Genomic DNA, 24,189 nt, shown 5'->3' with positions numbered 1-24,189 from the left:
CTCAGGCCGGGGCGGGCGGTTCGGTGGCCGGCGGGGTCCCCCCGGGCGGGGAGCCGGCGGCACCGGAGAGGCGACCGCGGTGGTAGGCGCCGAAGCGGGAGCCCGCGTCGCGGGGCAGCGCGGGGACACGGTCGTGCGGTTCCGGGTAGGGGGACCGGGCCGTGGGGTCGTGGGCGGCGTGGGTCTGCTGCCCGCGTTCGCGCTCGGCCTCGGCCATCGTGCGGCCGGGGGCGCGGACGGGCAGGCCGCCGGGGGTGGCGGGGCGGTGGTGCCGGTCCTGCTGTTCGGGCAGGCCGGTCGGCACCGGCCGGGCGGGCGGCGTGCTCTCCAGGGGGTGCGGCGCGCTGTCCGGCGGTGCCGCCGGGCGGGGGATGACGGGCAGGTGCCCGGCGGCCGGGGCGGGCACGGGGGTGGTCCCGGGGGCGGGGACGGGACCGGTGCCCCGGTTGCGGGCGCCGACGGGGGTGCCCGCGGCGGGGGTGCGTCCGGCGCCGACGGGGACCGGTACCCGCTGCTGGGCGAGGAGTTGCGGGGGCAGCAGGACGACGACGCCGGTGCCGCCGCGCGAGGAGGGCCGGTAGCTGACGCCGATGCGGTACTTGGCGGCGAGCCGCCCGACCACGGCGAGGCCGAGCCTGGTGCCCTGGAGCTGCGCGAGATCGGTGGAGCGTCCGGAGACGGCCTCCTCGGCGTGGTGCATCGCGGCGTCGGCCATCCGCAGGCCGCTGTCCTCGACGGTGACGACGATTCCGGCGGTACGTTCCTCCACGTAGACATGGACCTCGTCGATGGGCGGCGAGAAGTTGGCGGCGTTGTCCATCAGCTCGGCCAGCAGGTGCATCACGCCCTCGGCGGCGTACCCGGAGATCGCGGCGCGGGTGGAGCAGTGCATCCGGACCCGCCGGTAGGCGGCGATGCGTCCGACGGCGCCGCGCAGGATGTTCTCCATCACGATCGGCTTGTTCCACGCCCGGCTGGCGCGGCCGCCCATCAGCACGGCCAGGCGGTCGGTGATCAGGCCGAGCTGGGAGGTGCTGTGGTCGAGGCGGAGCAGGTCCCCGAGGACGTCCTCGCCGTGCCGGTCCTGCATCTCGCGGAGGTCCGCGAGCATGCTGACGGCCTTGGCCTGGACGCGGCTGAGGGACTTGGCGGAGGCGGCCTGCGCCGCGGCGGTGCGCCGCTCGCTGTGGGCCAGCTCCCGGACGAACAGGTCGGACAGGGCGCGCAGTCGGCCGCTCTGCGGCCAGTCCAGCTCGGCCAGTACGTGCTGGGCCGAGGTGCCGTCGCGCAGTCGGGCCACGGCCCCGGGCAGGGTGCGGCCCGTGAGGTGGTCCAGCTCCGTGGTGATCAGGGACAGCTCGTGCTGGGCGGTCCGGTGGCGGGCCTCGGCGTCCCCGGTCCGGCGGACGGCGTCCTCGGCGAGGGAGGCGTAGCTCTGGAGCACCTGGCGCAGATGGGGGCCGGGGACGGCGGGGGCGCCCGCGACGGCCTCGTCGGCGCCCGCTCCCTCGCGCAGCCGCCGGGTGACGCCGGGCAGGACGACGTTGGCGAGGTGCAGGCAGCCGGCGTTCTCGTGGGCGAGCTGCGCCTTGAGCGCGGCGTTCTCCGCGGTCCGCTCGGCGGCGGTGCGGTGGGCACGGCGGATCAGGCGGGAGCCGATGCCGACGACCACGGCGACACAGAGCCAGGACGTCACCGCGAGGGTGGCGGTCCAGCCCTTGGCGGCGCCGGGTGCGGCGGCCCAGGCGGCCCCGGCCGCGGCCGCGGCGGCCGGCAGCACGACGAGGAGCGGGGTGGGCGCGGAGCGGCCGGAGTGCCGGGTCCGGGGTGGGCTGGGGGGTGCAGGGGCTGACATTCCGCGGTCCCTCGGGTCCTGGAGTGCGGGGCCGTTCGGCATGCGTCTCGGCATGTGTCGCGGCGGCTCGGGCGGTCCCGCCGGGCGACCGGTCGCTCACGGGCGGCGGGATGTGGCTCATGGTAGTCAGGCGGATGCTCATCGTGGCCGGATCGCCCTCAGGGCCGCGCGCAGGAGCGAACTTCCCCGGATTTTCGGCACTCGAACGAACCGGTGTGATACAGGCGTTCTGGTCGTGCGTTCCCCGTCCCGCGCCGCCCCGCCCACCCCGCTCCCAAGGCACCCGTCACGTGGTCTCCGGGCCGACGGCGGCTCGGCCGACCGGCTCGGCCGGGCCCCGCGACGGGCCGCCGGACGCGGTCCGCGAGTGCGCGGACGGACCCGCCCGACATGACGGACGGGTGCGGCGCGCAGCGGGGCGGGCGGCGGAGGTGCGGGGCCGGTGCCGTTACCCGTCCGGGTCATACGCGGCGCGGCCGGGTGACCACCATGCCGCTCCCGTCGCAGACGCGGCCGGGGCCCCGCCCGGAGCCCCGCGGCCGATGGCCCGCCGCACCCCGGAGGCAGCCCGCTCCCCCGCCCTCCGGGGTGCCCTCCCGGCCTGCGCCGCCCGCGTCCGCGAGCGCCCCCTTCCGCCGGGTCGTCCCGCCCCTGCGGACTCCCCGGCCGTACCGCCGTACCGGCGCGCGCGGCCGGGGCCGTCCAGGTCAGGCCGGGTGCGGGGGCCGGCCGGGGGCCTCGCCCGCCGTCGCCGTCCGGGCCCGCCCGGCGGCCGCGGCAGCTCCCGCTCCCCGGTCCGGGGCGGGCGTCGCCGCGGCCGCCCCTCCGTCGGCGCGGTCACCGCCCCGGGGCCGTCGCACGCGGCTGACCCCTCCTCAGGGCCGGACGCGTCCCCCGCTGACGCGGCGACGGATTCCGGGCACCGCCGGGTGCGCGCGGGGGCCTCCGTCCGGGTGAGTGCGGATGCGGACGGGCCCGACACCGGCTCGGATGGGGGCATGCGCGAACCCATAGCCGTGGCTTCCCGCCACTCCCGTGTCCTCATGTCGAGCGCTCTGCTCGCCGCTCCGTCACTCCTGTTGTCCCTGTGCGCCGTTCCGGCGTCGGCCGGCGATGCCGGCGGGACCCCCGTCCGAGGTACCGCCCACATGGGCAGCGGCGTCCTCGCCCACGAGGGGGTGCGGGGCCTCCCGGTGGAGTCCCGGGTCACCCAGACGGAGGGCGTGGACGTCTCCAGCCATCAGGGCAACGTCGCCTGGTCGACCCTCTGGAACAGCGGGGTCAAGTGGGCCTACGTGAAGGCCACCGAGGGCACCTCCTACCGCAATCCGTACTACACCCAGCAGTACAACGGCTCGTACGACGTGGGCATGATCCGCGGCGCGTACCACTTCGCGACGCCGGACACCGCCGGCGGCGCCGCCCAGGCCGACTACTTCGTCGACCGCGGCGGAGGCTGGTCGAAGGACGGCAGGACCCTGCCGGGCGTGCTCGACATCGAGTACAACCCGTACGGGGCCACCTGCTACGGCCGGACGCACAGTCAGATGGTCTCCTGGATCCGCGCCTTCCTGGACCGCTACCGGGAACGCACCGGCCGGGACGCCGTGATCTACACCTCCACCAACTGGTGGACCCAGTGCACCGGCGACTACAGCGGCTTCGGCTCCGTCAACCCGCTGTGGATCGCCCGGTACGCCGCGACGGTGGGGCCCCTGCCGTCCGGCTGGTCGTTCCACACGATGTGGCAGTACACGTCGTCCGGGCCGACCGTCGGTGACCACGACAAGTTCAACGGCTCGCTGGACCGGGTGAAGGAACTGGCCAACGGCTGACCCGGTGGGGCAGCGGTACGGACGGCGCGGCCGAGGGGTCGCGCCGTCACCGTCCCGGGGGCCGCCCGCCGTCACGGCGGTCCCGCCTCACCGTCCGTGCGGCTCCGCCAGGATGCCGGTGACGCTCCGGCGCATCATGTCCCGGGCACCGGACGGCAGGGCCGCGAGGCCGGTGCCGTCCAGCGCCGCGAGTGCCTGCTCCGCTCCCCCGTCGCACGGGACGCCGGCGTCGAGCACGTCGTAGCCGTCCCGGACGGCCACCCGCAGCCGCCGCCCTCCCCCGGGCCCCGGGTGCACCGCGGTGGCGACGACCAGCGGCGGTGGACCGCCCGCCGCCGCGTCCGCCTTGCCGTACCCGCTGGCCAGGGGGGTGTTCCAGCGCAGGCCGAGCAGGAGCGCGCGCTTCGCGACCACCTCGGGGAGATCGGTGTCGTAGGTGCCGTCGGGTCCGAGCACGGTGGCGGTGGCGTCGAGGACGAGGGCCGCAGGGAGCAGGCACCGCAGGGCGCTGCCCACGATGTTGCCGCCGACCGTCGCGGTGCGCCGTACGGCCCCGGTGCCCACGGAGCCCGCCGCCAGGCGCAGTACGTCGGGCACCCGTTCGTCGATCCGGTGCAGCACCACGGCCGCGCCCAGCGCCCCGGGTTCGACACGGTTCGCCTCCGGGAGGTCGCGCAGGGACATGGCCGACTCGGGGAAGCCGTCCCGCTGCCAGGCCGCCCAGAGGAGGGTGGCCCCGCCGATGGGCACGGCTCCGTCGGCCAGGCATTGCCTCGCCTCGCTCACGGACGTGGGCAGTCTCAGCAGCACGGTGATCGGCCTGCCTCTCCCTGGACGCGGTGGGGGCGCCGGGCCGCCGCCGGACGGGCGGCCCCCGGTCCGGCGCATTGTCCGTGGCGTCACGGGGGCGCGTACAGGGCTCATGCGCGCCGCACCGTGCGCCCTGTGGCGCCGGAGCCGTCCACCAGGGCGGTGCGGGGCCGCACGGCAGGGGCGGAGGAGGGCGGTCCGACTCCGGGGACGGGCGCGCGCGGCTCCGGCAGCGGCAGAGTGCTCGGCCCCGAGGCCGGTGCCTCCCCGTCCCACCGGTCTCACGGGTCCCACCGGTCTCACCGGTCTCACCGGTCTCACCGGTCTCACCGGTCTCACCGGTCTCACCGGGCGACCGGTCCCACCGGGCCGACCGGCCGGACCGGTCAGCCCGCCCCGGCCCCGGCTTCCCCGTCGTCCTCCCCGTCACCGGGATTCCGAGCGCTTCGGGTTCTCCGTCCGCTCCGCCGTCCCCGCACCGCCGCGGGCCCGGGGCACCTCCGCCGGGGTCTCCGCTCCGACCGACTCCGTGCCGGTCCGGGCGGCGTCCTCGGGCCCGGTGGCCGCGAGGGGCGCGGCCGCGGGCGGGGCGACGGCGAGCACGGCGTCGGCCGACGGGACGTCGGCGGACGCGGGGCCGGAGGGCGGCTCCCCCGGCGCCGGGTCCGCCTCGGCGCGCAGGTCCCGTACCTGCGGTGAGAGCAGGGCCGCGGCCGTGGCCAGCACGACCAGGGCCGCGCAGCCGAGCAGGGCCGGTGCCGTGCCGACCGCCTGCGCCACGGGCCCGGCGACGAGCAGACCGAGCGGGGCGAGGGCGAGGGAGCCGAGCAGGTCGTAGGAGCTGACCCGGGACAGGGCCTCCTCGGGCACGCGCCGCTGGATGGCCGTGGCCCACAGGACGCCGAAGACGTCGCCCGCGATCCCGGCGCAGAACATGGCCGCCGCGATCGTCCAGAGCGGGGCCCGGAGCCCGAGCAGGGCCGGTGGCACGGCGGCCGGGAAGGTGCACAGGACGGCCACCAGGATCGGCCGGTCCACCCGCACCCGCGCGGCGAGGCCCGCGCCGGCGACGGCGCCGACGGCCTGCGCGGCCACGATCACCGACCAGGCCCGCACGCCGCCGAAGTGCTGCTCGCTCATGAGCGGGCCGAGCACCCCGGCGTTCGCGTTGAGCGCGGCGACGACGACGGCGTACTGCGCCACCACGACCCACAGCCACTGCCGGGAGAAGAACTCGCGGCGCCCCTCGCGCAGGTCGGCCCATCCCGAGGACACCGCCCTGGGCACCGCCGCCACCCGTAGCCGGGCGGTGAGCAGGCCACTGACGGCGAACGAGGCGGCGTTGAGGGCGAGCGCCCAGCCCGCGCCGACCAGGGCGACGGTGATCCCGGACAGCGACAGGCCGAGCAGCAGGGAGGTGTTGGTGCCCATCCGCAGCAGGCCGTTGGCCCGCTGGAGCCGGTCGGCCGGGACCAGCGAGGGCAGCACCCCCTCCATCGCCGGGGCGAACAGGGCCGTCGCGGTGCCCGCGGCCACCGCCAGCAGGCACATCGCGAGCAGCGGCGCGCGGCCGGTGAGCACCATCGCGGCCAGTCCCGCGTACGCCCCGCAGCCGAGCACATCGGCCAGGACCATCAGCCGCGAACGGGACATCCGGTCCGCGATCACTCCACCGATCAGGATGAACAGCAGTTGCGGCACCGCCTGGCAGCCGAGGACCAGCGACAGCCGGCCGGGACCGGCCCCGGGCAGTGCGAGCACCGCGAAGGCCAGCGCGACACGCGCGAAACCGTTGCCGAGCACGGAGACGACCCGCGCGCCGAAGAGCAGCACGAACCGGTGGTCGCGCCAGAGTGCCCCGCCGCCGGAGCCGACGCGGGAGGAAGGGGAGCCCGTCATGAACGAGCACCCTAGGCTTCGGGGTCCCCCGTCCGCCCCGATCCGGCCACGCGCGCCCGCCCCGGGCGCCCGGGGTCCACGGGGAGCGGTGACCGGCGGGCCGGGCCCCGGCGGCCCGGCGCCCGTCCGCCCAATGGCCGAAAACCGGCGCGTCCGGTGCCGCCGGGATGTCTGTACGCGCCGAACCGGGGCACGCGTGAACAGGCACAACCCGCACACAACGCATCAGGAGCTGAGGTCCGACATGACCCACGATCTGACCCCGAAGTACACGGTCCCCGGCATCGCGCGTGAGGCCGCAGGGCGGCTGATCGGCGTGCTGCGCATGCGGCTGCACGCCTTCAACGACCTCCACCTCACCCTCAAGCACGTGCACTGGAACGTGGTCGGCCCGCACTTCATCGCCGTGCACGAGATGATCGACCCCCAGGTCGACAGCGTCCGCGAGATGGCCGACGACGTGGCGGAGCGCATCGCGGCGCTCGGCGGGGTGGCCCAGGGCACGCCGGGGGCGCTGGTGTCCGAGCGGACCTGGGACGACTACTCGATCGGACGGGCCGACGCCATCGCCCACCTCGGCGCGCTGGACCTGGTGTACACGGGGGTCGTCGAGGGCATGCGCGCCGCGGTGAAGGAGGCCGGTGACATCGACACGGCCACGGAGGACCTGCTGATCGGCCAGTTGCGCGCCCTGGAGCAGTTCCAGTGGTTCGTGCGGGCGCATCTGGAGAGCGCGGGCGGCGCCCTGGCGACGGGCGGCGCCACCTCCGAGACGGAGGCCGCCGAGCGCGGCGCGGAGATCTCCTGACCGGCAGTGCGCTCCGGGTGGCCGCCCCGCGCGGGCGGTCACCCCGCACGACGGGCGGCGGGCCCCCGTTCCGGCGGGCCGCCCACCAACGGGGCCGCCCACCTCCGCCCGGTCGTGCCCGCGCCCGGTCGTGCCGGTCGGCGCGCGGGCCCCCGGCGGCCGATGCGCGCGCCGAGCAGGACCGGATCGGCCGCCAGGACGACGACGCCGAGGACGAAGAGGCAGAAGACCCCTCGACCACGACGCCGACGAGTCCCGGGGCCACGGCGACGAGCAGCAACAGCGGGGACAGGGCCAGGGCCGTCTCCCCTCCGCGCCTGCGCGGCGGTCTCAGCGCCGCGCGAGCCGGCGCTCGCCCCTGCTGCCCTGCTGGTAGGGCAGGTCGTAGTGGGCGAAGACGTCGCTCTCGGCCTCGGCCAGCAGCTCGCCGTCCGGATCGATGCCGGGCGCGTCCTTGACCAGGCCCCGGTCGTAGGTGACCTTCACGTAGCCCGGTCCGACGGTGGCCTTCTCCACCGGGACGAAGACCAGGCGCCGCCGCGTCGGCAGGCCGACGGTGACCGTGGCGAAGGCCGGCCGGTCGGTGGCGGTGTCCACGTAGATGGATTCCAGGGTGCCGATCTTGCGGCCGCCGCTGTCGACGACGTCGTGCCCCCGCCAGTCCCTGATGTTCTCGGCTTCGAACATGTCCCGCCATCCCTTCCGTCGCCGTCCGTCCCTGTCCCAGGACGCCGCTTCCCTGCCGGGTTCCCCGCTTCGGCCGTGTCGCACGGCCCCTCCCCGGCCGGTGGGACGGGCGCGGGCGCGGACTGCCGCACGGGGAGTGCCGGACGGGGAGCGCCGGACGGGCGGCAAGAGACAGGCATGCGGGCGGGGAGCCGGGGTAGGCGGGTGAGCGTCGGCCGGTGAAGGAAAGCGGCGTGGCCGACCGGATTCGCGGGAGGGAACAGATGACGACGACCGTGCGGGTTACCGAGGACACCCGGCGCAGCACCGGCATGCCGGAGATCGCGGACCCGTCCAAGGTGGCGCCCAGGGACGCACGGGAGTTGTCACGGGTCTTCTTCGACCGGCTGGCGAGCCTGGAGGAGGGCACTCCCGAGCACCAGTACGCGCGCAACACGCTGATCGAGATGAACATGTCCCTGGTCCGCTTCGCGGCCGGCCGGTTCCGCAGCCGTGGGCCGGAGGAGATGGAGGACATCGTCCAGGTCGGCATGATCGGTCTGATCAAGGCCATCGACCGCTTCGAGCTGACGCGCGAGGTGGAGTTCACCTCGTTCGCCGTGCCGTACATCGTGGGGGAGATCAAGCGCTTCTTCCGTGACACCTCCTGGGCGGTGCACGTGCCCCGGCGGCTCCAGGAGGCCCGGGTCCAGCTCGCCCGCGCCTCGGAGGAGCTGCGCAGCCGGCTGGGCCGCAACCCCACCACCAAGGAGCTGTCCGAGCTGATGAGCCTGCCGGAGGACGAGGTCGTGGAGGCCAGGATCGCGGCCAACGGCTACAACTCGGCCTCCCTGGACGCGGCCATCAACGGCAGCGAGGACGGCGAGTCGGCGCTGGCGGACTTCATCGGCACCGACGACGCGGCGCTCGCGCTGGTGGACGACTTCCACGCCTTGGCCCCGATGATCGCGGAGCTGGACGAACGGGACCGCCGGATCATCCACTGGCGGTTCGTCGAGGAGCTCACCCAGAAGGAGATCGGCGAGCGCCTCGGGGTCTCCCAGATGCATGTGTCCCGGCTCATCTCCCGCCTGCTGGGCCGACTGCGGGAGGGCATGCTGACCACGGGCTGAGCCCGCGGCGGCACACGGTGGCCGGGCCACCCCTTGCGGGTGGCCCGGCCACCGTGTGCCGCCCCCGCGTCCCGTTCCCGCCCGAACAGCCCGGCGGGCCGGGCGGACCGGCCGCCCGCGGTATTCCCTGGGGGTGAACCACTCGGGGTCCGGCGGAGCATGGAAGGGCGCGCATGAGCCACCAAGTGAGGGCGATCAGTCGTGAGGAGCATCTGCGCTTCGTCGCGGGGCGTTCCTCCGTGAGTCATCTCCAGGTGCCCTCGTGGGGAGAGGTGAAGCGGGAGTGGCGGTCCGCGAGCCTGGGCTGGTTCGACCGGGACGGCCGGCTGACGGGTGCCGGGCTGGTGCTGCTTCGCCCGCTGCCCGGCCTGCGGCGGTACCTGGCGTATCTGCCGGAGGGCCCGGTCCTCGACTGGACCGACCCCGGGCTGACCGAGGACCTGCTGCGGCCGATGGCGGCACATCTGCGCGGCCTGGGCGCCTTCACGGTGCGGATGGGGCCGCCCGTGGTCACGCGCCGGTGGAGCGCGGCAGCGGTCAAGGCCGCGATCGCCGACCCCGGGACGCACCGGCTCGCCGAGACCCCGGCCACCTGGGAGGACCCCCGGGCCCTCGCCGTCGGGGAGTGGCTGCGCGGGGCGGGCTGGCGGCCGGTGGAACCCGGTGGCGGGGAGGGCTTCGCCCCCGGGCAGCCCCGCCATGTGTGCCGGCTCCCGCTGGCCGGGCGGTCGCTGGAGGAGATCCGGGGCGGGCTCAACCAGCAGTGGCGGCGCAACATCAGGAAGGCCGAGAAGGCCGGGGTGAAGGTCGTCCGGGGCGCCCCGGACGACCTGCGCACCTTCCATGAGTTGTACACGGAGACCGCCGAGCGGGACCGGTTCGTGCCGCGTCCGCTCGGCTACTTCCAGCGCATGTGGGCGGCACTGACCGCCGAGCACCCCGACCGCATGCGGCTCTACCTGGCCCACCACGACGGGGAGGTGCTCGCCGCGGCCACCATGCTGACCGTCGGCGACCACGTCTGGTACTCCTACGGCGCCTCCACCGCCCGGCGGCGCGAGGTACAGCCGAACAACGCCCTCCAGTGGCGCATGATCGGCGACGCGCACGCGCTGGGCGCCCGGGTCTACGACTTCCGGGGCATCACCGACAGCCTGGACGAGGACGACCCGCTGCTCGGGCTGCTCCGGTTCAAGACCGGGGCGGGCGGCGAGGCCGTCGAGTACCTGGGCGAGTGGGAGTTGCCGCTCAACCGGGTGCTGCACCGGGCACTGGGGCTGTATCTGTCCCGGCGCTGACGGCGCGCGCCAGCACCTGGGCGGCGCGGGAGCGGCGGGCCGGGCCGGCGCGGGAGCGGCAGGTGACGCGGGACGGCGGGCCTGGGCGGCGCGTTCGCGCCACCGCCACCAGCCGTCGCACCCTCGCCCTCACCCCGTCACCGGGTCCGCGAGCCGTCGCCGCCCGGTCGTGTGTCGGCACCGCCGTCGGATCCGCTCGTCGGCACCGTCGCCGCCGGTCAGGCGGCCGGCTTCGTCCAGACCGAGACGTGGCCCCGGCTCTCGTGGGTGAAGGGCTCCCGGGACCAGCCCTCCCACCGGTGGGTGAGGCGCAGCCCGGCGAGCCGGGCCATCAGGTCCAGCTCGGACGGCCACACGTACCGGAACGGGAAGACCCGGTGCTCGGCGACGCCGTCGACGAGGGTGACGTAGTGGGAGCTCATGGCCTGGGTGACGGTGTCGTAGGTGTCGAACGCCCATCCGCCGGGGCCGATCCGGAACGGCACCGCGTTCTGGCCGGGCGGCAGCAGCCGCAGCTCGGGCACGCCCACCTCGATGACGAAGCTGCCGCCCGGTTCGAGATGCGCGGCGGCGTTGCGGAAGCAGTCGACCTGGGCCTCCTGGGTGGTCAGGTTGTTGATGGTGTTGAAGACCAGGTACACCAGCGTGAAGGAGCCCGGTACCCGGGTGGTGGCGAAGTCCCCGATGGTCGACCCGACCCCGTCGCCGCCGGGCTTGGCATGCAGCCGGGCGGTCATGGCGCGGGACATGTCGATGCCGTGCACCGGGACGCCGCGCCGGGCGAGCGGCAGGGCGATGCGGCCGGTGCCGATGCCCAGCTCCAGCGCCCGGCCCCGGCCCGCCAGCCCGGCCAGCAGGTCGACGGCCGGGTCCACCGCCCCCGGCGCGAACATGTCCGCCGATGTCTCGTCGTAGCGCGCGGCGACACGCTCCCCGAAATGACCGTCCTCGTCCGTCGTACCGTCCTCGTCAGTCATTCGACGACGGTATCCCCGGAGCCGCCCCGAGTGCCCCTGGTTTTTCCCCACGGGTGACGGGTCGGTTCCGCGCGGTCCGGGACGGCCCGGGAACGGGGCGGCAACAGGTGATCGTCCCGGACCGGGGCGGCTGCGGGGCGGCGTGCGGGACGGTCGCGGGGAGATGTGCCGGGGCAGTCGGCGGCGCGGACACCGGGACCGGGGGGCCAGGGACCAGGGGCCGCGGTGTGCCGAGCGGACGCGCATCGCGCAGACAGGAGGGATGAGCGGCAGGCAGCAGGGAGAGCCCGACGGGGGCTCCCCGCCCCGACTGGTCGCCTTCGGCCACGGCACGGCGGACCGAGCGGCGCTGGTGGTACTGCCGCGCGACGCCGGGGTGGAGTCGGTCGTGGACGTCAGGACGACGCCGGGCCGGCGCCGAACACACCGCCGTCGAGCGACGGGTGTCGGACGCCGAACGGCAACTGCGCGCGGCATGTGACGAATTCGGCCGGGCACGGGAGCACCGGCGGACGGCACGGGAACGTGCCGGAGCGGCCTCCGGGGCGGTGCGCCCGGCCGAGCGGGAGGCCCGTGGCGGCGCGCGCGAGGTGGAGCGGCTCGCCGCCCGGGTCAGGTGGGCCGCCGGGAGCGATCCGAGTGAGCGGGCGGGGGACGGGCACCTGTGTTCCGGGGATGTGTCACCCGGTTCCGGGGGTGTGTCACCCGGCCCTCGGGACACCGCCGCGCGCCTCATGTCATCGGAGGAGTCAACCGTGCGCCTTCACCGTCGAGTTCACCTCACCTCGCGCCGGACACGGTGTCGTGTGCGGCGCACGGCACCGTCACCGGCCCGTGCCGTGGCGGACGTACCGCTCTCCACTCGTCCCTGCCGGGGCGCCCGGCGTCCCCGGAGCGGGTGTCCCGGGGTGACCGCGGACGGCCACCCCGGGACACATGTGCCCAACAGCCGTGCTCGGCAGGCGATTTGTCGCCGCGCCGCCGGAAGTGGCGGGCCACGGGAACACGGCCACGGGGAAGTCCGGGACGGGTGTGCGTACACCTGGGGGTGACTCCGCGCGGCCCCTGTCACCCAGGCGAACGCCTGACCGACGGCCGTTCCGGGGCCCGTCGTTCACCGTCCGCCACTCGGGCGTCACATACCACGGGAGTGTCCTGACGTGGTATACCGGCCCGACACCATGCAGGCGAACCACAGGCACCCATCGCGTCTCGCGACGGCTGCCCCCCAACTGCTCCCGCGCCTCCACGGCCGCGAATCGAGGAGAGTCGACCCATGTCCGAGACCACCGCCCGAGCCACCGAACTGGCATCGCAGTACACCGCCCAGGTCTCCGGCGACCTGGAGCACAACGTCCGGGAGCAGGAGCGGATCGGCGCCGAGATCACCGCGCTCCAGCAGCGGCTCGCCGCGCTCCAGCACGACCACGCGCTCCTGGTGAACATGCAGCAGGCCCTGGGCCTCACGGCACCCGCCGCGCCGGAGCGCGGCGCCCCCGCGACCGGGGCACCGGCGGCCGGGGACGAGTCCACCGGTCGGGTTCCGGCGGCGGCCGTGCCCGCGCCCCGCGTCAGTGACTCCGCCGAGCCCGCCCACGACGAGGCCGCCGGGACCGCTCCGGAGGAGTCCGGCGCGAAGGAGTCCGGCGCGGAGGGGACCGGCACCGAGGAGTCCGCCCCGGCGGCGAAGTCCGCGTCCGCCAGGGCCACGGGCGGGCGCAAGCGCGTGGCGGGCAGGTCCTCCGCCAAGTCGCCGACCGGGCCGGGCGGCAAGCCGTCGGCCAAGAAGCCCTCGGCGGCGAAGCCCGCCGCGAAGAAGCCGGCCACCCGTAAGGCACCGGCGAAGAAGCCCGCCGCCACCGAGGCCGCCCCCGCCCCCGCGGCCGAGGCGTCCGCCAAGCCCACACTGGTCGAACTGGTCCGGGCGCACCTGGCCGGGCAGGGTGAACCCCGCTCCGCCGCCGAGGTCACCCAGGCGCTCGGCACCGCCGGCCTCGGGCGCACCGTGAAGACCACCGTCGTCCGCAGCACCCTGGAGGGGCTCGTCGCCCGCAACCAGGCGCAGCGCACCAAGCAGGGCACCTCCGTCTACTACACCGCCACCGACGCCCCCTCCGCGGCGCCGGACACCGCGGTGGCCGACGCCTGACGGACGCCCCGCGTCACCCGGCCGCCGGACACCCGACGCGGCCGGGCCGGGGCCGGGCGAGGATCGGAGGATGGGTGTTGTCCTGCCGGTGCTCTTCGCACTCCTCGCCGCCTTCAGCAACGCGCTGGCCACCGTGCTGCAGCGGCGGGCCGCGCTGACGGTGCCCCGCACCCGGGGCTTCAGGCCCGGCCTCCTCCTCGATCTGCTGCGGCGGCCGGTGTGGCTCGGCGGGATGCTGGCCGTCGTCGTCGCCGGGGTGGGGCAGGCGGCGGCCCTGGCGACGGGGCCGCTGTCGCTCGTGCAGCCGCTGTTCGTGCTGGAGCTTCCGCTGGCCCTCCTGCTGGCCTCGCTGATGACCGGCAGACGGCTCCCGCGGGTGCTCTGGCTCGCCGTCGGCTCCGTGGTCGTCGGCCTGGGCGTCGCCCTCGCGTCGGCGGCGCCCTCCGGCGGCACGGAGCGGGTGCCGCTGGACCGGTGGGTGCCGGCGCTGGGGGCGTGCGCCGGGGCGGCGGTGCTGCTGGCCGCGGCGGGGCTGCGGCGGCCCGTCGGCAAGGCGCGCGCCGGCTGCCTCGGCGCCTCCACGGCGGTGTGGTTCGGGCTGACCGCCGGGCTGATGAAGGACTCCATGCGGCAGCTGTCCGCCGGCGGAGTGGTGGGGTTCCTGACCGCGTGGCAGACCTACGGGTTCGCGGTGGCCGGGCTGTGCGCGGTGCTGCTGCTGGAGCACGCCATGCAGGGCGGGCCGCTGGTCGCCTCGCAGCCCGCCCTCACCCTGGGGGACGCGACGGTGAGCCTGCTGCTCGGCGTGGTCCTGTACCGCGAGGACCTGCGCATGGGCTGGTGGGTGCTGCCCCAACTCGTGGGTGTGGTGCTGATCGTGGTGGGAGTGGTCACCCTGGCCCGGCGGGGCGTCGACCTGAGCTCGGGGCGGTGAACGGCGCGGGCCCCGGGCCGGTCCGTGCGCGCCGGGACCCCGCGGCCCGTCCCGGCGGGGGCCGCCGTTACCCCTCCGGGGTGGGGGTAGCCCGTCCGAGTGGTGGGCTCGCGGGGGCGGCCGTACGGTCGGTACAGCGCGGAGACACGCGACCCCGAGACGGCCGGGAGCAGACATGGGCAGAAACCCGATGAGGGCAGTGGTCACACTCTGTGCCGCCGCCACGCTCGCAGTACCCCTCGGCACGGCCTCCGCCGCGCCGTCGCCGGACCGGACCACGACACGGCGGGGCGGCGACCCCGTCCTGGTCGACTGCGCCTCGCGGCCCGAGGTGGGACCGGCCTCGTTCATCCTCGCCTGCGGGGACGGCAACAGCAGGCTGGCCTCGATGAGCTGGGTGCGCTGGGACGCGCGGGCCGCCGCGGGCCGGGGCGTCAACGTCGTCAACGACTGCGTGCCCTACTGCGCGGCCGGCACCTTCCACTCGTATCCGGTGCGGGTCCGCCTGGACCAGCCCCGGCCCTGGGAGAAGGACCCGGGGCAGGAGCACTACACCCGGATCACCCTCGTCTACACCGATGGCGCGCCGGACGGGGCGCCCCGCGTGGTGACCCTTCCCCTCTGGAGCTGACCCGCTCAGCTCGTGAAGCACCTCCGGAGCTGACCCGCTCAGCTCGGAAGCACCAGCCGGCAGGTGTCGCCGGGCCGGAGCCGTACGGACCGGTCCGGCAGCCGGATGTCCAGGGCCGGGAGGTCGGAGTCGGGCACGGCGATGTCCAGCCGGCCGTGCCGCAGCCGCAGCTCCACTCCCCAGTGGCCCTGGAAGCGGACGGAGAAGCCGTACGACGACAGTTCCGGCAGCGGCACCGGGTCCAGGTGCAGGGAGCCGTCCCGGGTCTCCAGTCCGGTGAGCCCCCGCTGGACGAGGTCGAGGGTGCCGGCCATGGCGCCGAGGTGGATGCCCTCGCCGGTGGTGCCGCCCTGGAGGTCGGCGACATCGCCCTTGAGCGCCTCCTGGCAGAAGGCCCACGCCTCGGCGCGGCGGGCCCTGGCGAGGATCCGGCCGTGGACGAGTCCGCTGAGGGTGGAACCGTGGCTGGTGCGCTCCAGGTAGTGGTCGACGGTGCGCTGCCAGGTGTCCTCGTCCAGGTGGTAGCCCAGCCGGGCGAAGAGGGAGCGCAGTTCGCCAGGTGGGAAGAGGTAGCCGAGCATGAGGACGTCGGCCTGCTTGGAGGCACGGTAGTTGTTGGGGCTGTCGCCCTCCGCCTCCAGGACGCGGTCCAGGCGGCGGATGTCCCCGTAGCGGGCCCGGTAGCCGTCCCAGTCGAGTTCTGCGAGGTCGCCGTAGCCCTCGAACTGGCTGATGACGCCCTCGTGGAAGGGCACCCGGAGGGTCCGGGAGATGTGCTCCCACCGCTCCGATTCGGCGGCGTCCAGGCCGGTGCGCTCGACGAGTTCGCGGCGGCGGGGCTCGGGCAGGGCGCGCAGCACCTCCAGGGTGCGGGCGAGGACCCAGGCGGCGGTGACGTTGGTGTAGGCGTTGTCGTCGAGGCCCGGCCGGTCGGCGCCGGGATAGGCGTCGTGGTACTCGTCGGGGCCGACGACGCCGAGCAGCCGGTGGCGGGCCAGCCGGTCGTCCCAGACGGCGGAGTCGGCCCAGAAGCGCGCGATCTGCAGCATCATCTCGGCGCCCTTGGTGTGCAGGAACTCGGCGTCGCCGCTGGCCTCGCAGTACTGCCAGACGTTGTAGGCGATGGCCGAGCCCACATGGCGCTGGAGGTGCGAGTGGTCGGGCAGCCAGCGGCCGGAGTGCGGGTTGAGGTGGAGCCGCTGGGTCTCCTCGCGTCCGTCGCTGCCGCTCTGCCACGGGTACAGGGCGCCGCGGCGGCCGAGCGCGCGGGCGGCGGCCCGGGCGCGGTCCAGACGGCGGTGCCGGTAGTGCAGCAGGGCCCGGGAGACCTCCGGAAAGTGCAGGTTGAGATAGGGCAGGACGAACAGTTCGTCCCAGAAGACGTGTCCCCGGTAAGCCTCTCCGTGCAGTCCCCGGGCGGGCACACCGACGTCCAGGTCGGCGGTGTGCGGGGAGAGCGTCTGGAGCACGTGGAAGAGGTGCAGGCGCAGGATGGCGCCCGCCTCGCCGGGGACCCGCAGCCCGGCGCGGCGCCACAGCAGCCCCCAGGCGGTGCGATGACCGGCGAGCAGCCCGTCGAAGCCGGGGGCGTCGTCGACTCGATCCACGGCGGCCTGGAGGGGGTCGCTGATGGCGTGGTCCCGCGAGGTGTGCAGGGCGACGGTCTTGTCGACGGTGGCGGGGCGCCCGGGGGCGAGGCCCAGGGTGGCGCGCTGGGTGATCCGCAGGTGCCCCCGGCCCACCGCGAGGGGCGTTGCGGCGGTGGTGCGGGCGGCCATGCCGACGCGGATGTCGGAGGTGCGGGTGCGGCAGCGCAGCCACACCGTTGCGGGGCCGGCGGTGCCGGTCCGCACATGGGTGAGGTGGCGGCCCGCGAGGTCCCGGTAGCGGGGCACGCCCGCGTTGGTGACCCGGCCGTCGAGGGCGGCCTCCACCTCCAGGTCGAGGTGGCCGCCCTCGACGGTGAACTCGGTGCGCAGCGCGGCGAGATGGGGATCGCCCATGTGGACGATCCGCAACTGGCGCAGGGTCAGTTCCCGTCCGCCGTCGAGCCGGTAGCGGGTGCGGCGCTCCAGGACGCCCGATTCGAGGTGGACGGTCTGGCGGTGGTCGAGCACCTCGGCGGTGTCCGGGGTGAGCCAGTCGCCGCCGACGGGACGGCAGCGCAGCGGCAGCCAGTTGGGGAGGTTGACCAGGTCCTCGTTCTCCACCCGGCGTCCCGCGACGGTGGAGGTGAGCCGGTTGTAGCAGCCGGCCGCATAGGTGCCCGGGTAGTGGACGTCGTCCGCGGCGCACTCGGCGAGCGCGCCGCGGGTGGCGAAGTAGCCGTTGCCGAGTGTGCACAGGGACTCCCTGAGCCGCTCCCGCTCGGGGTCGTAGTGCTCGTAGTCCCAGGTGGAGGCGGTGGCGGTCACGGTGCTCCCGGTGTTTCGACGGTGTGGCGGGCGGTGTCGGTCAGCCGCCCCAGGTCCAGTCGGCCACCTCGGGCAGGTCGACGCCGTGTTCGCGGATCCAGTCGTGGTGGCGCAGCCGGGTGTCCTCCATCCGCTGCCGCACGGCCGCCGCGCGCACGGCGAGGCCGGGCACCCGGTCGATGACGTCCATCACCAGCCGGTAGCGGTCCATGTCGTTGCCGACGACCATGTCGAAGGGCGTGGTGGTGGTGCCGACCTCCTTGTACCCGCGCACATGGAGGTGGGCGTGTCCGGTACGGCGGTAGGCGAGGCGGTGGATGAGCCAGGGATAGCCGTGGTAGGCGAAGACGACGGGCCGGTCGCGGGTGAAGAGGCCGTCGTACTCGAAGTCGCTCATGCCGTGCGGGTGTTCCCCGGCGGGGAGCAGCCGGGCGATGTCTACGACGTTGACCACGCGCAGGGCGAGGCCGGGCAGGTGGCGGCGGATGAGCTGGGCGGCGGCCAGCACCTCCAGGGTGGGGACGTCCCCGGCGCAGGCGAGGACGACGTCGGGTTCCCTTGAGCCGTCCTCGGTGCCCGCCCAGTCCCAGATCCCGGCGCCGCGCGCGCAGTGCACCCGGGCCTCGTCCATGGACAGCCAGTCGAAGCAGGGCTGCTTCCCGGCGACGATGACGTTGACGTAGTCACGGCTGCGCAGGGCGTGGTCCGCGACGGAGAGCAGGGTGTTGGCGTCCGGCGGCAGGTAGACCCGGACGGCCTCGGGGCTCTTGTTGAGGATGTGGTCGACGAAGCCGGGGTCCTGGTGGGAGAACCCGTTGTGGTCCTGGCGCCACACGTGCGAGGTGAGCAGGTAGTTGAGGGAGGCGATGGGGGCGCGCCAGGGGAGCCCGCGGGTGACGCGCAGCCATTTGATGTGCTGGTTGACCATGGAGTCGACGATGTGGACGAACGCCTCGTAGCAGGAGAACAGTCCGTGCCGGCCGGTGAGCAGATATCCCTCCAGCCAGCCCTGGCAGGTGTGTTCGGAGAGGATCTCCATGACCCGGCCGTGCCGGTCGAGGTGCTCGTCGACGGGCAGGGTCTCCTCCTGCCACGCCTTGCCGCTCGCGGTGTAGACGTCCTGGAGGCGGTTGGACGCGGTCTCGTCGGGGCCGACGAGGCGGAAGTCGCGCCGGTCGGCGGTGGCGGCCATGACGTCGGCGAGGAGGCCGCCGAGGACGCGGGTGGGTTCGTGGCTGCTCGCGCCGGGCTTGCCGACGGGGACGGCGTGGGTGTCCAGGGGCGGCAGCGGCAGTTCGCGCAGCAGCAGTCCGCCGTTGGCGTAGGGGGTGGAGCCGAGGCGGCGGGGGCCCTCGGGGACGGTGGCGAGGACGGCGGGGCGGGGGGCGCCGTGTTCGTCGAAGAGTTCTGCGGGGCGGTAGGAGCGCAGCCAGCCCTCCAGTTGCCGCAGGTGGTCCGGGTCGGAGCGGACGGCGGCCAGGGGGACCTGGTGGGCGCGCCAGGTGCCCTCGACCGGCAGTCCGTCGACCTCGGCGGGCCCGGTCCAGCCCTTGGGGGTGCGCAGGACGATGACGGGCCAGCGGGGGCGGTCGGTGGCGCCGTCCTCGCGGGCGGCGCGCTGGAGGGCGGCGATCCGGTCCAGGGCGGTGTCCAGGGCCGCGGCCATGGCGCGGTGCACGGCGGCCGGGTCGTCGCCGGTGACGTGGAGCGGGTCGTGCCCGTAGCCGCGCAGCAGCGCGTCGAGTTCCGCCTCGGGGAGGCGGGCGAGGACCGTGGGGTTGGCGATCTTGTAGCCGTTGAGGTGCAGCACGGGCAGGACGGCGCCGTCGTGGACGGGGTCGAGGAACTTGTTGGAGTGCCAGGAGGCGGCGAGCGGGCCGGTCTCCGCCTCTCCGTCGCCGATGACGCAGGCGACCACGAGGTCCGGGCGGTCCAGGGCGGCGCCGTAGGCGTGGGAGAGGGCGTAGCCGAGTTCGCCCCCCTCGTGGATGGAGCCGGGGGTCTCGGGGGCGACGTGGCTCGGGACGCCGCCGGGGAAGGAGAACTGCCGGAAGAGGCGGGCCATCCCGGCGGCGTCCCGGGTGACGTCCGGATAGGTCTCGGTGTACGAGCCCTCCAGCCAGGAGTTGGCGAGGACGGCGGGGCCGCCGTGGCCGGGCCCCCAGACGCACAGGGCCTCCAGGTCGCGGGCCTTGATCACCCGGTTGAGATGGGTGTGGACGAGGTTGAGGCCCGGTGAGGTGCCCCAGTGCCCGAGCAGGCGCGGCTTGATGTGCGCGGGCCTCAGCGGCTCGGTGAGCAGCGGATTGGCCATCAGGTAGATCTGGCCCACGGAGAGGTAGTTCGCGGCGCGCCAGTGGGCGTCCAGGGCGGCCACCTCCTCGTCGGAGAGGCCGGGGAGCGCCTGCTGCGGGTCGGCGGGCATCGGGGGTCCTTTCCCGTTCGGGAGACGGTCGTCGCCGGGGCGGGTGCCGCGGTGCACATCCCACACCCTGCTGGGACGGGGCGGGTACCCGTGAGGGCCGTTCGGGTCACCTGCCGGGCCGAAGGGGGCACGGGGCGTTCCGGGAGCGGGGGCACGGAGCGATCCGGGAGCGGGGGCACGGCGCGGGCGCCGGGACGGGACGGCGTCACCCGGAGCCGGGACGGGCGCCGTTCCGGGACGGGCCGGACGCTCCGGGGCGGGGGCGCTGTTCGCGGCGGCCGGTCCGGTGGCGGGCGCCCTCTCCGTGTGTCAGGGCCGCGTGTCCGGGCCGCGTGTCCGGGCCGCGTGTCCGGGACCGCCGCGGCCGCGGGCGGCGAAGCGGTCGAGGAAGGGGCTGCCGATGTCAGCGGTACGCACGAGTGCTCCCCGGGTCGGTCAGAGCGGATGGGGAGCTTCGGCACGGGCCTGATGCCCGGGGCCCAGGAGGACGACGAGGCCGCTGCCCTCGGGCGCGGGAGGGGCGGCCTGTGTCCGGCCCCGGCGCCGGCGGAACGCGGGCGTGGTGCTGGCGCGGACGGAGGTCAGCAGCCGGCACCGGCCCCCGGGGGCGTCCGCGGTGACCGCGTCCAGGAGGGCCGTGCCCACCCCGCGCCCGCGCACGGACGGAGCGACGGCCGTCCCGTCGACCTCCCGGCCCTCGCACAGCCACCCCGCCGTCCGCTCCGCCCCCAGGACGGCGGCGCCCTGCGGGTAGCAGCGGCCGGACGGAAACGGGACGGGCGTGGTCCGGGCGGTGGCCGGGCCGAGCGGGACGTCGTCCACAGTGAGGGCGCCGACGGCGGTGAAGCCGGGCCGAGCGGTGGCGCCGGCCGGTCGACGGACCGGCCCGCCGTCGAGGCGTCCTCCGACCACGACGGACCGGCGAACGCCTCCCGGTACACACGCCGCACGTCCTCCCCGCGGGCCGGCAGCTCGGCCCCGGTCGGAGAACGCGCGGCCACTTCCCTCACGCCACCCGCGCGGGCTGGGCGGCCGGGTGCAGCACGGCGCGCTCCAGCGGGGCGGACGGGTCGACGGACAGGTCCAGCTGCGCCGGATCGGCGCCCGCCCGGACCAGGAGGTCGCCGACGGCGGCGATCATCGCCCCGTTGTCGGTGCACAGTGTCAGCGGCGGCACCCGCAGCTCCACACCGGCGGCCGCGCACCGCTCCTCGGCCAGCGCCCGCACCCGCGAGTTCGCCGCGACGCCGCCCACCACGACCAGGGTCCCCACCTCGTACTGGCGGCAGGCCGCCAGCGCCTTGCGGGTCAGCACGTCCGCGACCGCCTCCTGCAACGAGGCGGCGCCGTCGGCCAGCGGGATCTCCTCACCGCGGGCCCGGCGCCGCTCGGCCCAGCGGGCGGCGGCCGTCTTCAGGCCGGAGAAGGAGAACGCGTACGGGTGCTCCTTCGAGCCCAGGAGCGGGCGGGGGAAGGCGACAGCGCACGGGTTGCCCCCCTGGGCGGCGCGGTCGATGGCCGGGCCCCCCGGATAGGGGAGGCCGAAGACGCGGGCGACCTTGTCGAAGCACTCGCCCGCCGCGTCGTCCACGGTGTCACCCAGGTGCAGGATCGGATCACGCACCAGGTCGCGCACCAGCAGCAACGAGGTGTGCCCGCCGGAGACGATCAGCACCACGCACGGGTCGGGCAGCGGCCCGTGCTCCAGGGTGTCGGCGGCCACGTGCCCGGCCAGATGATGCACCCCGTACAGCGGCACCCCCGTGGCGTACGCCAGTGCCTTCGCCCCGGACAGACCGACCTGGAGCGCCCCCGAGAGACCTGGCCCGGTGGTCACCGCGACGGCGTCGATGTCCTCCAGGCCCATCCCCGCCTGCCCCAGGGCCTCCCTGACCACGGGGTTGAACGCCTGGAGATGAGCGCGGGAGGCGATCTCGGGGACCACTCCCCCGAAACGCGCGTGCTCATCCATGCTCGATGCGACGACGTGCGCGAGCAGCCGCCCGCCGGAGACGATCCCGGCCCCGGTCTCGTCGCACGACGACTCGATGCCCAGCACCACCGGAGCCACCACGGCCACCTCTCTCGCACATCATGTGTTCCTGCAAAGGATGTGCAATAAGGTATCGCGCGGCCGTGCCCGCCCACGTCGCCGCGCTCCCGCTGGTCTCCTGTCGGCGTCGAAAGATGGCGTGCGTGCCGACGATGTCGAGGGGCGCCGCGGTCGGCGCCGGCCCGGTGACGGCGGTCGCCCGCACCACGGCCGCCTCCGGCGCCCCGCCCGCGCGTGTCGGTCCCGACCAGCCGGGAGCCGCCGCCGGCCCTTTTCCGGCGACCGCGACGCCGGACGACCTCGACGCCGGGCGACCGGGACGACCGGCGACCTTCGCGAACGGCGCCCGGACGCGAGGGCCCCGCCGGACGCGCCGCGCCGGATCCCCGGAGGGGCCGCGATGTGCGTCGCGGTGGCCGGGGGAACGGCCGCAGGCACGGCGAACGGCCCGGCCCCCGCGTCGGGAACCGGGCCGCCGGGGCGGGCGGCCGGGCGGGCCGCCGGTCCGGGTCAGGCCAGGGAGAGGAAGAGCTTCTCCAGCCGGGCCCGCATCTGCGCCGAGTCCCGGACGGCCGGGTCCTCGCTGGTCATGCACTGCTGCAGCCCGGTGGCGATGATCGAGAACCCCGCCCGGTCCAGGGCCCGGGAGACGGCGGCGAGCTGGGTGACCACGTCCTCGCAGTCCCGGCCCTCCTCGATCATCCTGATGACCCCCGCGAGCTGCCCCTGAGCGCGCCGCAGCCGGTTCAGCGCCGACTTGAGTTCGTCGGCCGTCATGTCGAGCTCCACGCTTCCTCCTCCACATACCCCCATGGGTATCCTACCCTTGCGGGGGCCAGTACAGAGAGAAAGGTATGTCCTCCGTGACGACCACCACTTCCACCCTCACCGCCGACCGGGCCGCCGAGCGCCTCGGCTCCTTCACCGTCGTCGACGTCCGCTCCCCCGGCGAGTACGCGGGCGGACACCTGCCCGGCGCCCGCAACGTGCCGCTGGACCGGCTCGACGAGGCGGCGTCCGCACTGACCGCGGCGGCGGACCGCGGCCCGCTGCTGCTGGTGTGCGCCTCCGGGAACCGCTCCGCCAAGGGCTGCGAGCGACTGTCGGAGCTGGGCATAGCCACGACCACCCTGGAGGGCGGCACGAGCGCCTGGGAGGCGGCCGGGCACCCGGTCGAGCGGCCCGCCGGGGCGACCCGGACGCCGTGGCCCATGGACCGGCAGGTCCGCCTCACCGCCGGCGCCCTGGTCGCCGCGGGGTTCGTGGCGGGGCGCTTCTGGCGGCCCGCGCACGTGCTGTCCGGGGCGATCGGCGCGGGCCTGGTCTTCTCCGGGGTGACCAACACCTGCGGGATGGCCGCCGCGCTGGCGAAGCTGCCGCACAACCGGCCCGCGCCGGGCGCCGTCCCCTTCGAGGAGACGCTCCGGCAGCTCGCCGGTTAATAATTTTGCAGGGCGTGCAGATTTGCATAGCATGCACGCCATGTCCGAGAAGAACGTCCCCGGGGGCGGCCTGCGGGAGCGCAAGAAGCGCGCCACGCGGGCCGCCCTCGCGGAGTCCGCGGTGCGGCTCGCCGCGGAGCACGGGGCGGACCGTGTCACGGTCGAGGCGATCAGCGCCGCGGCCGGGGTCTCCGTGCGGACGTTCTTCAACTACTTCGACTCGCGCGACGACGCCTTCGTGGCGATCGACCCGGACGCGGGCATCCGGATGCGACGCGCCGTACTGGACGCGCCCTTCGGGCTCTCCCCGGTGGAGGCCCTGCACGACGCCCTGACCGCCGAACTGGCCGAGGCGGAGCACCAGCACGAGCTGTGGCGGCTGCACATCAAGGTGCTGCACACCGCCCCGCACCTGCTGGTGCGGATGCTGTGCGCGCACATGGCGCACGAGACGGAACTGGCCGAGGCCGTCGCGCTCCGGCTGCGCTCCACCGCCCCCGGCGGCCGGAACGGCCCGTCCGGTCCGGCCGCGCCCGGGCCCGTCGGACCCGCCCGCGGTGCCGCGGCGGACTGGGCCGGTGCCGGTGCCGGGTCCCACGAGGACCGGCGCGCGGCGCTCGACCTCTATCCCCGGCTGCTGGCCGCGGTCGCGGTCACCGCGGTGCGCACGAGCGTGGAGCACTGGTTCACGCACCAGGAGGACGCCTCCCTGCTCCCCGTCTTCGACGAGGCGTTCGCCCTCCTCACCGCCGGCCTTCCGGCGCCTCCCGCCTGAGACCTCGCACGCCGGCCGGCCGGTCCCCCGGACCCCGGTCCGTGCTCCCCCGCTCGTTCGCGAGCCCCAGACCACCATGAAAGAG

Annotated in this window: 19 protein-coding genes; 9 read left to right on the top strand and 10 right to left on the bottom strand. The window is 75.4% G+C overall.

Features of this window, described 5'->3' with window-relative positions; all coding sequences use genetic code 11:
• Window position 1 precedes the first annotated feature (1 nt).
• Window positions 2-1,855: an ATP-binding protein gene (locus GTY84_RS02235; protein ID WP_161224296.1), complete on the bottom strand. Its 1,854-nt coding sequence runs from the start codon at window positions 1,853-1,855 to the stop codon at window positions 2-4.
• A 998-nt stretch (window positions 1,856-2,853) separates the two neighbouring features.
• On the opposite strand from GTY84_RS02235, the gene GTY84_RS02230 reads away from it, so the two are divergent.
• Entirely contained in the window at window positions 2,854-3,690 is an 837-nt protein-coding gene (locus GTY84_RS02230) for a lysozyme (RefSeq protein WP_161224295.1), read from the top strand.
• An 87-nt stretch (window positions 3,691-3,777) separates the two neighbouring features.
• On the opposite strand, the gene GTY84_RS02225 is transcribed toward GTY84_RS02230, so the two are convergent.
• Window positions 3,778-4,500 carry an FAD binding domain-containing protein gene (locus GTY84_RS02225; RefSeq protein ID WP_161224294.1) on the bottom strand — a complete coding sequence of 241 codons (723 nt, stop codon included), beginning with the start codon at window positions 4,498-4,500 and terminating at the stop codon, window positions 3,778-3,780.
• 426 nt (window positions 4,501-4,926) lie between these two features.
• On the bottom strand, window positions 4,927-6,399 hold the full coding sequence (locus GTY84_RS02215; RefSeq protein ID WP_161224293.1) for an MFS transporter: 1,473 nt from the start codon (window positions 6,397-6,399) through the stop codon (window positions 4,927-4,929).
• A 244-nt stretch (window positions 6,400-6,643) separates the two neighbouring features.
• Here GTY84_RS02215 and GTY84_RS02210 point away from each other — a divergent pair, with 244 nt between their 5' ends.
• The gene (locus GTY84_RS02210; protein ID WP_161224292.1) at window positions 6,644-7,207 is read left to right on the top strand and encodes a DNA starvation/stationary phase protection protein; all 564 of its coding nucleotides are present in this window, start codon (window positions 6,644-6,646) and stop codon (window positions 7,205-7,207) included.
• A 330-nt stretch (window positions 7,208-7,537) separates the two neighbouring features.
• Here GTY84_RS02210 and GTY84_RS02205 read toward each other — a convergent pair whose 3' ends face one another.
• Window positions 7,538-7,894, bottom strand: a complete 357-nt coding sequence (locus tag GTY84_RS02205) for a PRC-barrel domain-containing protein (protein WP_161224291.1) — start codon at window positions 7,892-7,894, stop codon at window positions 7,538-7,540.
• Between the two features lie 263 nt (window positions 7,895-8,157).
• On the opposite strand from GTY84_RS02205, the gene GTY84_RS02200 reads away from it, so the two are divergent.
• Window positions 8,158-9,006, top strand: coding sequence for an RNA polymerase sigma factor SigF (locus tag GTY84_RS02200; RefSeq protein ID WP_161224290.1), 849 nt, complete (start codon window positions 8,158-8,160; stop codon window positions 9,004-9,006).
• Window positions 9,007-9,179: 173 nt separating this feature from the next.
• A complete protein-coding gene (locus GTY84_RS02195) occupies window positions 9,180-10,304 on the top strand; it encodes a peptidoglycan bridge formation glycyltransferase FemA/FemB family protein (protein WP_161224289.1) in 1,125 nt (374 codons plus the stop codon).
• Window positions 10,305-10,522: 218 nt separating this feature from the next.
• On the opposite strand, the gene GTY84_RS02190 is transcribed toward GTY84_RS02195, so the two are convergent.
• The gene (locus tag GTY84_RS02190) at window positions 10,523-11,281 is read right to left on the bottom strand and encodes a class I SAM-dependent methyltransferase (protein ID WP_161224288.1); all 759 of its coding nucleotides are present in this window, start codon (window positions 11,279-11,281) and stop codon (window positions 10,523-10,525) included.
• Window positions 11,282-12,557: 1,276 nt separating this feature from the next.
• Between GTY84_RS02190 and GTY84_RS02185 the strand changes: the two genes are divergently transcribed.
• The 3 genes from GTY84_RS02185 (at window position 12,558) to GTY84_RS02175 (ending at window position 14,995) form a co-directional block, all read left to right on the top strand.
• Window positions 12,558-13,430 (top strand): hypothetical protein, encoded by an 873-nt coding sequence (locus GTY84_RS02185; protein ID WP_161224287.1) that lies wholly within the window; start codon window positions 12,558-12,560, stop codon window positions 13,428-13,430.
• A 70-nt stretch (window positions 13,431-13,500) separates the two neighbouring features.
• Complete coding sequence (locus GTY84_RS02180) at window positions 13,501-14,364, top strand: DMT family transporter (RefSeq protein WP_161224286.1); 864 nt, start codon at window positions 13,501-13,503, stop codon at window positions 14,362-14,364.
• A gap of 190 nt (window positions 14,365-14,554) precedes the next feature.
• Window positions 14,555-14,995: a hypothetical protein gene (locus tag GTY84_RS02175; RefSeq protein ID WP_237531986.1), complete on the top strand. Its 441-nt coding sequence runs from the start codon at window positions 14,555-14,557 to the stop codon at window positions 14,993-14,995.
• A gap of 38 nt (window positions 14,996-15,033) precedes the next feature.
• Here GTY84_RS02175 and GTY84_RS02170 read toward each other — a convergent pair whose 3' ends face one another.
• From GTY84_RS02170 to GTY84_RS02150, 5 genes are all read right to left on the bottom strand, one after another.
• Window positions 15,034-17,409 carry a glycosyl hydrolase family 65 protein gene (locus GTY84_RS02170; protein WP_161224284.1) on the bottom strand — a complete coding sequence of 792 codons (2,376 nt, stop codon included), beginning with the start codon at window positions 17,407-17,409 and terminating at the stop codon, window positions 15,034-15,036.
• A 40-nt stretch (window positions 17,410-17,449) separates the two neighbouring features.
• Window positions 17,450-19,834 carry a phosphoketolase family protein gene (locus GTY84_RS02165; RefSeq protein ID WP_161224283.1) on the bottom strand — a complete coding sequence of 795 codons (2,385 nt, stop codon included), beginning with the start codon at window positions 19,832-19,834 and terminating at the stop codon, window positions 17,450-17,452.
• A gap of 435 nt (window positions 19,835-20,269) precedes the next feature.
• Window positions 20,270-20,746, bottom strand: coding sequence for a GNAT family N-acetyltransferase (locus GTY84_RS02160; RefSeq protein ID WP_345943313.1), 477 nt, complete (start codon window positions 20,744-20,746; stop codon window positions 20,270-20,272).
• A gap of 94 nt (window positions 20,747-20,840) precedes the next feature.
• Window positions 20,841-21,896, bottom strand: coding sequence for a tRNA (adenosine(37)-N6)-threonylcarbamoyltransferase complex transferase subunit TsaD (gene tsaD / locus GTY84_RS02155; protein WP_161224467.1), 1,056 nt, complete (start codon window positions 21,894-21,896; stop codon window positions 20,841-20,843).
• 501 nt (window positions 21,897-22,397) lie between these two features.
• Window positions 22,398-22,676, bottom strand: coding sequence for a metal-sensitive transcriptional regulator (locus tag GTY84_RS02150; protein WP_161224282.1), 279 nt, complete (start codon window positions 22,674-22,676; stop codon window positions 22,398-22,400).
• 65 nt (window positions 22,677-22,741) lie between these two features.
• Between GTY84_RS02150 and GTY84_RS02145 the strand changes: the two genes are divergently transcribed.
• Both GTY84_RS02145 and GTY84_RS02140 read left to right on the top strand, forming a co-directional pair.
• Window positions 22,742-23,329, top strand: coding sequence for a rhodanese-like domain-containing protein (locus GTY84_RS02145; protein WP_161224281.1), 588 nt, complete (start codon window positions 22,742-22,744; stop codon window positions 23,327-23,329).
• 31 nt (window positions 23,330-23,360) lie between these two features.
• Window positions 23,361-24,104: a TetR family transcriptional regulator gene (locus tag GTY84_RS02140; RefSeq protein ID WP_161224280.1), complete on the top strand. Its 744-nt coding sequence runs from the start codon at window positions 23,361-23,363 to the stop codon at window positions 24,102-24,104.
• Window positions 24,105-24,189: the final 85 nt, after the last annotated feature.

This window comes from Streptomyces sp. SID8352 (assembly GCF_009862265.1).
Classification (GTDB): Bacteria; Actinomycetota; Actinomycetes; order Streptomycetales; family Streptomycetaceae; genus Streptomyces.
This window is presented reverse-complemented; position numbering and strand designations above follow the sequence as displayed.